This is a genomic window from Streptomyces sp. NPDC056160, assembly GCF_042268205.1.
GTDB lineage: Bacteria > Actinomycetota > Actinomycetes > Streptomycetales > Streptomycetaceae > Streptomyces.
The window spans coordinates 12,964-25,127 of sequence record NZ_JBHJUW010000038.1 but is presented as its reverse complement, the minus strand read 5'-3'; the positions used below and the strand labels follow the sequence as shown (position 1 = coordinate 25,127).

The window sequence follows — 12,164 nt, the reverse complement described above, 5'->3', positions numbered from 1 at the left end:
GGCTGCCCGGGGGCGGCGTCAGACCCTGGTGACCGACGAGACCGGCAGCATGTGCACGGGGTCGTAGCGCACGGGGGCGCCCGGGTAGGGGGCGTGGATCACCCGGCCGCCGCCCACGTACATCGCCACGTGGCTGGCGTCGGAGCGGTAGACCACGAGGTCGCCGGGGCGGGCCTGGGAGAGCGGGACCTGCCGGCCGGCGTAGCGCTGTTCCTGCGAGGTGCGCGGCAGATGCACCCCGGCCTGTGCGTACGACCACTGCATCAGGCCGGAGCAGTCGAACCCCGAGGGGCCGCTCGCGCCCCAGACGTAGGGGCGTCCGAGGGCGGAGCGGGCGGCGGCGAGGGCGGCCGCCGCGCGCCCGGAGGCGGCCGGTCCGCCGCCGGGGCCGGACAGCAGGTCGTCGCGGCCGGGCAGGACGCCGTCGCCGCCGGAGCGGGACGCCCGGTCGTAGGCGTCGCGCTCGGAGCGGGTCAGGGAGTTGAGCAGCCGCCGGGCCTGCGCCAGTTTCCGCTCGACGGTGTGCTTGTGGGCGGCGACGGCGGCGCGGCTCTTCTCCAGTGCGGCGAGGGCACCGGTGGCCTCGGCGCGTTCCTGGGCGAGTTCGCGCAGGGCCTGGCGCAGTTCATGGAGTTCGCCGGCCTGGTGGGCGCCGAGCCGGTCGAGCGTGGTCGCCTTGTCGAGGTACTCGGCGGGGTCGCGGGAGAACAGCAGCGCCAGGGACGGGTCGAGGCCGCCGGAGCGGTACTGGGCCCCGGCCACCGAGCCGATCGACTCCCGCAGTGCGTTGACGCGCTGCTGCCGCCGGGCGATGCGGTCCTGCGCGTCGCGCACCTGACGGCGCAGCACATCGGCGCGTTCGTCGGCCCGGTCGAAGTCCTGGGTCGCCTTCTCCGCCTCGTGGTAGAGCCGGTCCACCTCGGCCCGCGTGCCGCCGTGCGGCGCGGCGACGGCCGAGGTGGCCGGAAGGGCGCCGAGGACGGCTGCCGCGGCGGACAGCGCGGTGACGGCGGCACGGGCGGCACCGGCGCCCCGGTCGAACCCGGACGGTGCAAGGCGGCGATGGGACCCCACGGGAAGCCGAACTCCCTCCACTGGTCAGCAAGGACTGCCTCCCCGCATGCCGGGTACCGGGGCGGGGTGCGCCACGGCGGCAGGGGGAAACGCGGCAGACAGTAGCCGCGCGGACACGCACCGGCCAAAGACCTCGGCGGGCGCACGACGCGGCGCCCCGCCTCCGACACAGGTCAGGGGCGGGGCGCGGGGTCAGCATGCGTTGATGCGATTCGCCCGTTCGGGCGGTGTGACAGCGTGCCGGGGAGGCTGGTCCACGGGCCGGGAGATCCGGTCCGGGGGCCAGGAGGTCCGACCCACGGGCCGACAGGGCCGGGAGGCCCGGCCGCCGGGCAGGGAAGCCCGGTGCGCGTGCGGGTGGGTCCGGATCAGATGCGGACGCCGAACTGGAAGGGCATGTTGCCGATCGACTCGTAGCGCACGTTGGCGCCGGTGTGCGGGGCGTGCAGGACCATGCCCTTGCCCGCGTAGAGCCCGACGTGGTGCAGGTCGCCGTAGAACAGGACCAGGTCGCCCACCTGGAGCTGGCTCTGCGAGTAGATCCGCTGGCCGGCGTTGGCCTGCGCCTCGGAGGTGCGCGGGATGGAGACGCCGGCCTGCGCGTACGCCCAGGAGGTCAGGCCCGAGCAGTCGAAGGAGGACGGGCCGGTGGCGCCGTAGACGTACGGGGTGCCTATCTTGCTCTGCGCCGCGGAGAAGGCGGCGCCCGCGTGGCCGCTGCCCGGGGTGATCTTGCCCATGTCCACCCGCTCGGTGCCGCGGGTGGCGCGGGTCTGCTCGGCGGCGGCGAGCTGCTGCTTTTCCTTGGCCGTGAGCGTGTTGAGCAGCTTCTGCGCCTCGGCGAGCTTGCCCTGGACTTCCTTCTTCTTGCTGCCCAGTTCGGTGCGGGTGGCCGCGAGGTCCTTGAGCTTCGCGGTGGCCTCGGCACGCTGCTGGGCGAGCTGGCGCTGCTTGTCCTGGATCTTCTTCAGCGCGTCGGCCTGCTGGCCGCTGACCTGGTCGAGCGTGGCGGCCTTGTCCAGGTAGTCGTCCGGGTGGGACGAGAGGAAGAGCTGGAGGGAGGGGTCGATACCGCCGGTGCGGTACTGGCCAGCCGCCATCGAACCGAGGCCGTCGCGCAGCTTGTTGAGGTCCTGCTGGCCGCGGGCGACGTTGTCCTGGATGGTGGAGATCTCCTTCTGGAGCTTCTCCTGGTTCTCCTTGGCGCCGTTGTACTTCTCGGTGGCCTGCTCCGCCTGCTCGTAGAGCGTGTCGACCTTGGACTTGACCTCGTCCTTGCTCGGCTTCTCGCTCGGCGCCGCGTTGGCCGCCTGCGCGCTGATCGCGACGGCAGCGGCGGCTGCGGTGGTGAGCATCGTCACGCGTGCGCGACTGGGCTGTTTGGGTCGACGGTGGGACGCCACGGAAGCGAGCTCCTTCTTGTGAGTGACCACCCGCTCGGAGGTTCGAAGCCAGACCCTAGTGACCTCATCGTGATGAATTCAAATCCTCCCACCAAGAAATCCCGTCACAGTGCGCATTCTTTGCACGCAACTCACGACGAGTGAGGCACGGTTGACGCTACGTCGCGTGACGGTTCCGTCAATTCGGGCATCAAACCTCTACGTTGCGAATGAGGAGTAGATTGCCTTTTGCCCGAATTCAACCGCGGACAGGCCCGTCAGCCGCGGACAGGCCCTTCAGTCGTGGGGCAGGCCCTTCAGTCGGGCAGGCCCCTCAGCCGCGCGGTGAGGGAACTTCAGCCGCGTGACAGCCGCTTCAGCAGCACCGCCGACGCCACTGGACGCGCTCCCGCCCGGGCCACCCCGTCGGCCACCTCACGGTCGGTGGAGGCGACGATGACCGGCCGGCCCGGCGGCTCGGCGCGCACCAGCTGACGGATCAACTCGTCCGCGGTGACACCCGGCTTGGAGAAGAGCACCCGCACTCCGCGCGGCGGCGCGAGCAGCACCGGCGCGGCCAGTTCGGCCCCGTCGAAGACACAGGTGACCTCCGCGCCGGTCTGCGCGGCGAGCTGCGAGAGCTGCCCGAGGAGCCTGAGGCGCTGCTTCTCCAGCGGCATCTGCGGATAGCCGGTCTTGGTGACGTTGTAGCCGTCGACGACCAGGTGCGCCTGCGGCAGCGCAAGCAACTGGTCGAGGATCGCCGGGTCGTGCTCGGACAGCGCCCGGGCGGCGATGTCCTTCGGTGTCATGCGGCCCGGCTCCACCGCGTCCACGGTCTCGGCGGGCCGTACGGACACCGGTGGCAGGGCCAGTTCACGCCGGAGCCCCTGGGCGGCGTCGAGCACGGTGTCCAGCAGCAGCCGCACCCGCATGTCCTCGACGCTGCGCCCCTCGCGGGCTGCCTTGCGGGTGGCCTCCAGAGCGGCCTCCGCCTCGCCCAGGCGGGCCTTGAGCCGCCGGTTCTCGCTCTCGGCGGCCGACACCTGCACCTGCGCCTCGGCGCGCACCGCCTCGGTCTCGCCGCGCAGCTTGCGCAGCGCCGCCTCGCCGCGCTTGACGTCGCTGAGCGCCGCGCGCAGCTTGCGGTGCAGCGACTCGGCCTCCTTGCGGGCCGCGTCCAGGTCGGCGCGCAGCCGTTCGGTCTCGGCGCGGGTCTGCTCGCGGGTGGCGGCCACCTGCCGGCGCAGCCGCTCCAGCTCGGCGCGGTTCTCCTCGTCGGCGCGTTCGGCGTGCGCCCGCAGGGCCTCCTCGCCGGCCGCGGTCACCAGCTTCACCCAGCCCGCCGGGCGCAGGACGTAGGCCGCGGCGGCCACGTCGAGCGGGTCCGCGGCCGGGGGCGGCGAGCCGGCGTCGAGAGCGCCGCACAACTCCTCCTGCGCCTCCCGGAACTTCTCCCCGACCCGCTGCCGGAACAGCGCGTCCGTCTCCAGCGCCGCCGCCATCGCGTTGCCCGCGAACTTGGCCCGGCGGTTGGGCGCGAACCGGGCGTACTGGCGCAGTTGCGCGGGCAGCTCGCTCACGGTCAGCCGGCCGAAGGCGTCGGCCACGATCTGCACGACCCGGCGGCGCACGCCGTCGGGCAGCGGACGGTCGAGCACCTCGGCGGCGCCGTCGCCCGGCTCCCCGCCTTGTGTCTCCACCATCCGTCACCCCAATGCCTCACGGGACCCCCGCGGGGTCACCTGTGCGGGCCCGCTCCGCTCAGGAGCCGGTGCCCGGCCTGTCCACGAGTTCGACCTTGTCCACGGCGTTGCACCAGCGGCAGCGCACCGACTCGATGGTCTCACTGACGATCTCGCGCTCCTCGACCGTGGGCTCTCCGGCAAGGTCGAGATGGACGTACTCGACGACCTTCGACGAGCGCGTCACGTCGAAACGGGTGAGGTTGCCGCAGAGGGTGCAGCGCCACCGCGTCGTGGCGGTCGGCAGGGGAACCGTCATCGGGGCTGCTCACTTTCCTTCCGGAGTCCGTGACGCGCCGGCTTCCCGGTGCGCCGGCTCGTAACCCTACGGCCTGGGGGCCCCTCGGCGCCCGGCTGTCCACGGCGGCGAGGCGATCTGTGCTGATGCGTCCCGTTGCGTCATGCTCTGTGCACATGATCAGCTACAGGAACGCTGCCGCCGCCCGGGCGGTCAGGGCCCTCAGAGCGGCACGGACCACACCGGCGCCGGTGACGACCACCCTGATCGTCCTGTGCTGCGCGGCCTTCGCGAGCGGCCCTGGGGCGGGCCTCGTCCCCGCCTACGGCACCGGGGACGCCCTGGTGCGGGCCCAGCAGGCCTACTTCCGGCACTGGGGCGTGATCCCCGCCGACCTCTTCACGGGCTCGGCGCGGGCCGCGCTCACCCCCGCGACGGCCCTGTTCGTGCACGGCAGCTGGGTGCACCTGCTCGGCAACATGCTCTTCCTGTACGTCTTCGGCGCGATGACCGAGGAACGCGTGGGCCGCGTCGAGTTCACGCTGTTCTACGTCGGCTGCGGCTACCTGGCCCTGCTGGGGTACGCCGGCGCCCACGCGGACTCCGTCCAGACCCTGGTGGGGGCGTCGGGCGCGATCTCGGCGGTGCTCGGCGCCTTCCTGTACCTCTTCCCGCGGGCCCGGGTCACCAGCGTGCTGCCGTTCCTCTTCTTCCTGCCGCTGCGCCTGCCCGCCTGGGTCGTCCTGCCGTTCTGGGCGGCCCTGCAGTGGCTGGCGGCGGGACGGGCGGCCGACGGGCCCGGCGTGGCCTACCTGGCCCACGTCATCGGCTTCGCGCTCGGCTTCGGCTACGCGTGGGCCAGGTTCGGGCGGCCGACTAGAGTGAAGGTCACCCCTGCTCCGGCCTCCGAGGGAGAGAACCAGCCGTGATCACCGCGATCGTCCTCATCAAGACCAGCGTAGACCGGATCCCCGAGATCGCCGAGCGGATCGCCTCGCTGGAGAGCGTGAGCGAGGTCTTCTCCGTCACCGGGACGTACGACCTGATCGCCATGGTGCGGGTGGGCCGGCACGAGGACCTGGCGGAGATCATCCCGGGCCGGATCAGCAAGATCCCCGGCGTGGAGGCCACGGACACGCACGTCGCCTTCCGTACATACTCGCAGCACGACCTGGAGGCGGCGTTCGCGATCGGTCTTGACTCCTGACCGCCTGAACACCGCCTCCTGGACACCACCCTGCGGACACCGCGTCCGGGGCGCCGGGCCTCACACGGCCGGGACGCAGCGGCCGTCCTCCGTGCGGTACGACCACTTCGCACCCTCGGCCACCAGTTCCCGCACCGCCGTCACGAAGCGCTCCACGTGCTCGTCGGGGGTGCCGGCGCCGAAGCTGACGCGGATGGCGTTCAGGGACTTCTCGCCGGGCGCGGCCTCGGGGGCGCCGCACTCGCCCTGGGTCTGCGGGTCGCTGCCGAGCAGGGTGCGCACCAGCGGGTGGGCGCAGAACAGGCCGTCGCGGACGCCGATGCCGTACTCGGCGGAGAGCGCGGCGGCGAAGTGCGAACTGTTCCAGCCCTCCACGACGAAGGAGATCACGCCGACCCGCGGGGCGTCGTCCCCGAACAGGGAGAGCACCTTGACCTCCGGGACCGCGGCCAGCCCCTCGCGGACCTTGCCGACGAGGTACTGCTCGCGGGCCACCAGCGTGTCGAACCCGGCCTCGGTCAGCGCCTTGCAGGCCGCGGCGATGGAGTAGGCGCCGATGACGTTCGGCGAGCCGGCCTCGTGGCGGGCGGCGCTGTCGTGCCACTCCACGTCCACTCCCCCGTCGGTGCGCCGCGTCACCCGGCGGCTGGCGCCACCGCCCGCGAGGTACGGCTCGGCCGCGCGCAGCCAGTCCGCGCGCCCGGCCAGCACGCCGGAGCCGAAGGGGGCGTAGAGCTTGTGGCCGGAGAAGGCGACCCAGTCGACGTCGAGGTCCTCGACGGACACCGGGTGGTGCGGGGCGAGCTGGGCGGCGTCCAGGACGATCCGGGCGCCGTGCGCGTGCGCGGCGGCGGCCAGCTCCCGTACGGGCCACAGCTCACCGGTGACGTTGGAGGCGCCGGTGACGCAGACCAGGGCGGGGCCGTGCGGCTCACGGTCGGCCAGGGCCCGATCCAGGGTGGCCACGGCCTGCTCGGGGGTGCGCGGGGCATTGAGGTAGGTCACCTGCGCGTCCCGCCACGGCAGCAGCGAGGCGTGGTGCTCGGTCTCGAAGACGAACACCCGGCAGTCCGCCGGGACCACCCGGGCCAGGAGGTTGAGGGAGTCGGTGGTGGACCGGGTGAACACCACCTGGTCGTCCGCGCGGCAGTCGAGGAACTCGGCAACCGTGCGCCGGGCGTTCTCGAAGAGGTCGGTGGAGAGCTGCGAGAGGTAACCGGCGCCGCGGTGGACGCTGCCGTAGTACGGCGCGTACGCCGCCACGTCGTCCCAGACCCGCTGGAGCGCGGGGGCGCTGGCCGCGTAGTCGAGGGCGGCGTAGCTGACCTCGCCACCGGTCACCAGCGGCACGGTGACATCTCGCCCCAGAACGGGCAGCGGGGCACAAACGGACTGGTCGGCGGCAACGCTGGAGACAGACATGGGGGAACTCCCGTGAAAGCAGGTGGAATCACCGCGCGAGCGGACACAGCTCCAGCGCGGCGAAGGTGAAAAAGGATGTGCGGAGGCGGGGCTCGACGCCCTAACGCATTCGCTTGCTCACGGAAGGCTCCCTCGTACGACCAGGACCCCTGGTGACGCGAGGGGTCCGCGCTTGCCGTAGACCTCGCTGCCTACGACCTGGTCTTCACCCGGGGCACCCCGCCACGGACGGAGGGTTGCCGGACAGCCGGCCGGGGCCATATGGCTGTCACTCATGACCTGGTCCAACATCCTGCCATACGATCTTGTGCGCGCAAGGCGCAGTCCGGATCGTGGACTGCGCCCTGCGTCGCACCGCACGCCTCAGGCGTTGCTCGCGGCCACCCAGCGCTCCAGCGTGCGCCGTGCCGCCCCGGAGTCGATCGACTCGGCCGCCCGCTCCATCCCGGCCCGGATCCGCTCCGCCAGCGTCCCGGAACCCGGTTCCAGGGCGACCAGGGCCGCCGCCGAGTTCAGCAGCACGGCGTCCCGAACGGGGCCGCTCTCGCCGTCCAGCAGGCGTCGGGCGACCTCGGCGTTGTAGGAGGCGTCCGCGCCGCGCAGGGCCTCCACCGGCACCAGTTCCAGACCGACGTCGCGCGGGTCGAAGGCCTCCTCGGTGACCTCGCCGTCCCGGACGACCCACACCCGCGAGGTCGCGGTGGTGGTCAGCTCGTCGAGCCCGTCGTCGCCACGGAAGACCAGGGAGGAGTTGCCGCGTTCGGCGAAGACACCCGCCACGATCGGCGCCTCGTGCGCCACGGCCACACCGACCGCCTGGGCCTTCACCTTCGCCGGGTTGGTCAGCGGGCCGAGCAGGTTGAACACCGTACGGATGCCCAACTGCCCGCGGGCGGCGCCGACATGGCGCAGCGCCGGGTGGAACTTCACCGCGAAGCAGAAGGTGATCCCGGCCTCCTCGGCGACCTCGACGACCCGTCGCGGGGTCAGGTCGAGGTTGACGCCGAGTTTCTCCAGCACGTCGGAGGCCCCGGACGCGGAGGACGCGGCCCGGTTGCCGTGCTTGACGACCTTGGCGCCGGTGCCCGCGACGACGATCGAGGACATGGTGGAGATGTTCACCGTCTTGGCGCCGTCGCCGCCGGTGCCGACGATGTCGACGGTGGCGCCGGGTACCTGGATCACGTTCGCGTGCTCGTACATCGTGCGGACGAGTCCGGTGATCTCCTCGACGGTCGCACCCTTGGCGCGCAGGGCGACCGCGAAGGCCGCGATCTGGGCGTCCGTCGCCTCGCCGCCCATGATCCGGTCCATGGCCCAGGCAGTGTCGTCGGCGGCCAGGTTCCGGCCCTCCAGCAGACCGTTCAGCATCCGGGGCCAGGAACGGCCCGCCGCGGTGTCGCCTCCAGCGGGGGTCACAGCGCTCATAAGCCGCTCCTGAATCGGTGTCCGGGACGCCCGGACGTATCTGTCGTATCGCCTTCCACCCTATCCAGCCCCGGGCAGGGCGAAGGGCCCCGTCCGGGGTTCGGACGGGGCCCTTCGACCGTGGCGTGGCGACGCTCAGGGTTAAGCGATCAGTGGTGGCCGTGGCCGCTCGTGATCTCCTTGTACTCCTCGACGGTCGGCTTCGCGATCTGGCTGTCCTCACCGAAGTACGCGTTGCTGAGCTTGGCGCGCAGCTTCTCCGTACCGCCGACCTTGCGCTCGACACCGTTCTCGTCGACCGTCGGGCCGATCTCGGCCGGCTCGTACTGGTGGTGGGCCGTGAGGGTGTACAGCTGCTCCTGGCTGAGCGGCTCGTGGACCTCGATGAACTCACCGTGCGGCAGGCGCTTGATGATGCCCGACTCGCGGCCGTGCAGCACCTTGTCCTTGTCCCGGCGCTGCAGGCCGAGGCAGATCCGCTTGGTGACGACGAACGTGACGACGGGCACCAGGAAGAACGCGATGCGGACGAACCAGGTGATGGCGTTGATCGACAGGTGGAAGTGGGTGGCCCACAGGTCGTTTCCACCACCGACCAGCAGCACGAAGTACCAGGCGATCCACGCGGCACCGAAGGCCGTGCGGGTCGGGACGTTGCGCGGGCGGTCCAGGATGTGGTGCTCGCGCCGGTCGCCGGTGACCCAGGCCTCGATGAACGGGTACAGCGCGATCGCGGCGAGGACCACACCGAAGAGCGCCAGCGGGATGAACACGCCCAGGACCAGCGTGTGGCCCCAGAAGTTGATCTCCCAGCCAGGCATGGCGCGGATGAGACCCTCGGCCATGCCCATGTACCAGTCGGGCTGGGCGCCGGTGGACACCTGGTCCGGCCGGTAGGGGCCGATGGCCCAGATCGGGTTGATCTGCGCGATCGCCGCGATGGCCGCGATGGCACCGAAGACCAGGAAGAAGAAGCCTCCGGCCTTGGCCATGTAGACCGGCAGCAGCGGCATGCCGACGACGTTGTTGTTGGTCTTGCCGGGGCCCGCGAACTGCGTGTGCTTGTGGTAGAAGACCAGGATCAGGTGGCCGACGACCAGGCCGAGCATGATGCCCGGCAGCAGCAGGATGTGGATCGAGTAGAACCGGGCCACGAAGTCGTGACCGGGGAACTCGCCGCCGAAGAGGAAGTACGAGATGTACGTGCCGATGATCGGCACGGACAGGATCGCACCCTCCATGAAGCGGACACCGGTGCCGGACAGCAGGTCGTCCGGGAGCGAGTAACCGGTGAAACCGGTGAACATGCCCAGGACGAACAGCAGGAAGCCGAACATCCAGTTGATCTCACGCGGCTTGCGGAACGCGCCGGTGAAGAACACGCGCATCATGTGCACGAACATGCCCGCGAGGAAGATCAGCGCGGCCCAGTGGTGGATCTGCCGGATGAGCAGACCACCGCGCACCTCGAAGGAGATGTGCAGGGTCGAGTTGAACGCCTCGCTCATCAGCTGTCCCTGGAGCGGGACGTAGCTGCCGTGGTACACCACCTCGTTCATCGAGGGGTGGAAGAACAGCGTCAGATACACACCCGTGAGGATGATGATCAGGAAGCTGTAGAGGCAGACCTCACCCAGCATGAACGACCAGTGGTCGGGGAAGATCTTGCGCATGTTGGCCTTGGCCAGGCTGTAGATGCCCAGCCGGCCGTCGGCCCAGTCGGCGAGCTTCTCGCCGGCCGGTGCCTTCCCGCGCGAGCGGGTCGGGTTGCTCGCAGTAGTACTCATCCGCGCTCCCAGAATGCAGGACCGACGGGCTCCTCGAAGTCGCCGAGCGCCTCGAGGTACCCCTCGCTGTCCACGCCGATGCGCAGCTGCGGCAGGGCGTGACCGGCCGGGCCGAAGATGACTCGGGCGCCGTCGGAGAGGTCGAAGGTGGACTGGTGGCACGGGCACAGCACGTGGTGCGTCTGCTGCTCGTACAGGGAGATCGGGCAACCGACGTGGGTGCAGATCTTCGAGTAGGCAACGACGCCCTGGTGCGACCATGCGAGTTCGCGCTTGTCCTTGATGTTGTCCGGCTGGAGCCGGACGATCATCAGGGCCGCCTTCGCGATCTCGGTCTGGAAGTCCTCGTTCGCCTCCTCCAGGCCCTCGGGCTTGGCGAAGGTCAGCGAACCGACGGCGACGTCCTCGGGACGCAGCGGCAGGTTGGTGTTCATGTTGACCAGGCGCTTGCCCTTGGCCCACATGGTGTGGCGGAGGGACTCCTTGGGCAGCGGGCCCAGGTCGCGCAGCAGGAACAGGCCGGAGAGCGGGACCAGGGTGAGCGCGCCCAGCATGGTGTTGCGGATCAGCGGGCGGCGGCCGATCGCGGACTCCTTGGCGCCCTGCTTGAAGTCGGCGTGGACCTTCGCGCGGACCTCGGGGGACGCCTCGATCGGGTGACGCTCGTCGGCGACCTCCGCGTCGGACATCAGGGTGCGGGCCCAGTGGACCGCGCCCGCGCCGATGCAGAACAGCGCCACACCCAGCGTCAGGCCCAGCGCGAAGTTCATCGCACTGATGTGCCCGAGCGGGAAGACGAAGATCGACTTGTCGTTCGGGATGGTCACGTACGAGGCGATGAAGCCCACGGTGGCCAGCATGGAGACCGTGAACAGCAGGGCGACGGCACGCTCGGACCGCCTGGCGGCCCGCTCGTCGATGTCCTGGATCCGGTGCTCGTGGGGCGGCAGGCCCGGGTCGGCGAACGGGTTCTTGTCGTCCGCGACCCCTACGGCGCCGTGCGCCGTGCCCTGCTCGGCAGGCAGGTTCTCTTCTGGAATGTCTTGGCTACTCATGACTTCTTGGCCTTTGCGGTCCGAGCGGCGACCCACACGGCGACGGCGATCAGCGCGCCCAGTCCGAAGATCCACGCGAACAGACCCTCGCTGACCGGCCCGAGGCCGCCCAGCTCGAGACCGCCGGGGTTGGTCGTCTGGTCGCCGTTGATCGCGTTCAGGTACGCGATGATGTCCTTCTTGTTCTTCCCGGACATGGTCGTGTCGGGGAAGGACGGCATGTTCTGCGGGCCGGTCTGCATGGCCTCGTAGATGTGCTTCGGGGCGACGCCCGTGAGGTCCGGGGCGAACTTGCCGTGCGTGAGCGCACCGCCCTTGCCGGTGAAGTTGTGGCACTGGGCGCAGTTGGTACGGAACAGCTCACCGCCCTTGGCGATGTCCGCGCCCTCCGGGCTGTACTGGTTCTTCGTCGGCACGGCCGGCCCGGAGCCCAGGGAGGCGATGTACGCCGCCAGCTGGTCGATCTCGGCCTGGCTGTAGATGACCTTCTTGCGCGGGATCTGCGCGCCCGGCTGCTGGGCCGGCATACGGCCCGTGCCGACCTGGAAGTCGACTGCCGCGGCGCCCACGCCCACCAGGGTCGGACCGTCAGTGGTGCCCTGACCACCGGTGCCGTGGCAGCTTGCGCAGCCGACCTGGTAGAGCTTCTTGCCCTCCTCGATGGTGAGGGACTGAGCGGAGTCGTCGGCCTTCGCCTTGCTCGCGGGCGCGAACGCGGTGTACAGCCCCCCCGTGGCCGCCAGCGCGAGAAGGAGGACGACGACCGCCGCCAGCGGATGGCGTCGTCGTGCGGAGAGCTTTTTCACGGATTACCCCGGTGTCAGGA

Annotated in this window: 11 protein-coding genes and 1 riboswitch; of the genes, 2 read left to right on the top strand and 9 right to left on the bottom strand. The window is 70.9% G+C overall.

Going from position 1 to position 12,164, the window contains the following annotated elements:
* Positions 1-18 precede the first annotated feature (18 nt).
* The 4 genes from ACFC02_RS16530 to ACFC02_RS16515 form a co-directional block, all read right to left on the bottom strand.
* A complete protein-coding gene (locus ACFC02_RS16530) occupies positions 19-1,074 on the bottom strand; it encodes an NlpC/P60 family protein (protein ID WP_376357106.1) in 1,056 nt (351 codons plus the stop codon).
* A 368-nt stretch (positions 1,075-1,442) separates the two neighbouring features.
* Positions 1,443-2,477 carry an NlpC/P60 family protein gene (locus tag ACFC02_RS16525; RefSeq protein ID WP_376357104.1) on the bottom strand — a complete coding sequence of 345 codons (1,035 nt, stop codon included), beginning with the start codon at positions 2,475-2,477 and terminating at the stop codon, positions 1,443-1,445.
* A 335-nt stretch (positions 2,478-2,812) separates the two neighbouring features.
* Positions 2,813-4,162 carry an NYN domain-containing protein gene (locus ACFC02_RS16520; RefSeq protein ID WP_376357102.1) on the bottom strand — a complete coding sequence of 450 codons (1,350 nt, stop codon included), beginning with the start codon at positions 4,160-4,162 and terminating at the stop codon, positions 2,813-2,815.
* A gap of 58 nt (positions 4,163-4,220) precedes the next feature.
* A complete protein-coding gene (locus tag ACFC02_RS16515) occupies positions 4,221-4,460 on the bottom strand; it encodes a hypothetical protein (RefSeq protein WP_376357101.1) in 240 nt (79 codons plus the stop codon).
* Positions 4,461-4,615: 155 nt separating this feature from the next.
* Between ACFC02_RS16515 and ACFC02_RS16510 the strand changes: the two genes are divergently transcribed.
* Complete coding sequence (locus ACFC02_RS16510; RefSeq protein ID WP_376357099.1) at positions 4,616-5,368, top strand: rhomboid family intramembrane serine protease; 753 nt, start codon at positions 4,616-4,618, stop codon at positions 5,366-5,368.
* On the top strand, positions 5,365-5,646 hold the full coding sequence (locus tag ACFC02_RS16505; RefSeq protein ID WP_018567420.1) for an Lrp/AsnC family transcriptional regulator: 282 nt from the start codon (positions 5,365-5,367) through the stop codon (positions 5,644-5,646). Before ACFC02_RS16510 ends, ACFC02_RS16505 begins: the two co-directional genes overlap by 4 nt.
* A gap of 60 nt (positions 5,647-5,706) precedes the next feature.
* Here ACFC02_RS16505 and ACFC02_RS16500 read toward each other — a convergent pair whose 3' ends face one another.
* From ACFC02_RS16500 to ACFC02_RS16480, 5 genes are all read right to left on the bottom strand, one after another.
* Positions 5,707-7,068 (bottom strand): aminotransferase class V-fold PLP-dependent enzyme, encoded by a 1,362-nt coding sequence (locus ACFC02_RS16500; protein WP_376357096.1) that lies wholly within the window; start codon positions 7,066-7,068, stop codon positions 5,707-5,709.
* A 163-nt stretch (positions 7,069-7,231) separates the two neighbouring features.
* Positions 7,232-7,348, bottom strand: a riboswitch (SAM riboswitch).
* Between the two features lie 83 nt (positions 7,349-7,431).
* Positions 7,432-8,496: an anthranilate phosphoribosyltransferase gene (gene trpD, locus ACFC02_RS16495; RefSeq protein ID WP_376357094.1), complete on the bottom strand. Its 1,065-nt coding sequence runs from the start codon at positions 8,494-8,496 to the stop codon at positions 7,432-7,434.
* Between the two features lie 149 nt (positions 8,497-8,645).
* Entirely contained in the window at positions 8,646-10,283 is a 1,638-nt protein-coding gene (locus ACFC02_RS16490; RefSeq protein ID WP_376357092.1) for a cytochrome bc complex cytochrome b subunit, read from the bottom strand.
* Positions 10,280-11,338, bottom strand: a complete 1,059-nt coding sequence (locus tag ACFC02_RS16485) for a Rieske 2Fe-2S domain-containing protein (protein WP_376357090.1) — start codon at positions 11,336-11,338, stop codon at positions 10,280-10,282. Before ACFC02_RS16485 ends, ACFC02_RS16490 begins: the two co-directional genes overlap by 4 nt.
* The gene (locus tag ACFC02_RS16480) at positions 11,335-12,144 is read right to left on the bottom strand and encodes a c-type cytochrome (protein ID WP_376357088.1); all 810 of its coding nucleotides are present in this window, start codon (positions 12,142-12,144) and stop codon (positions 11,335-11,337) included. The genes ACFC02_RS16485 and ACFC02_RS16480 overlap by 4 nt, the downstream gene beginning before the upstream one ends.
* Positions 12,145-12,164: the final 20 nt, after the last annotated feature.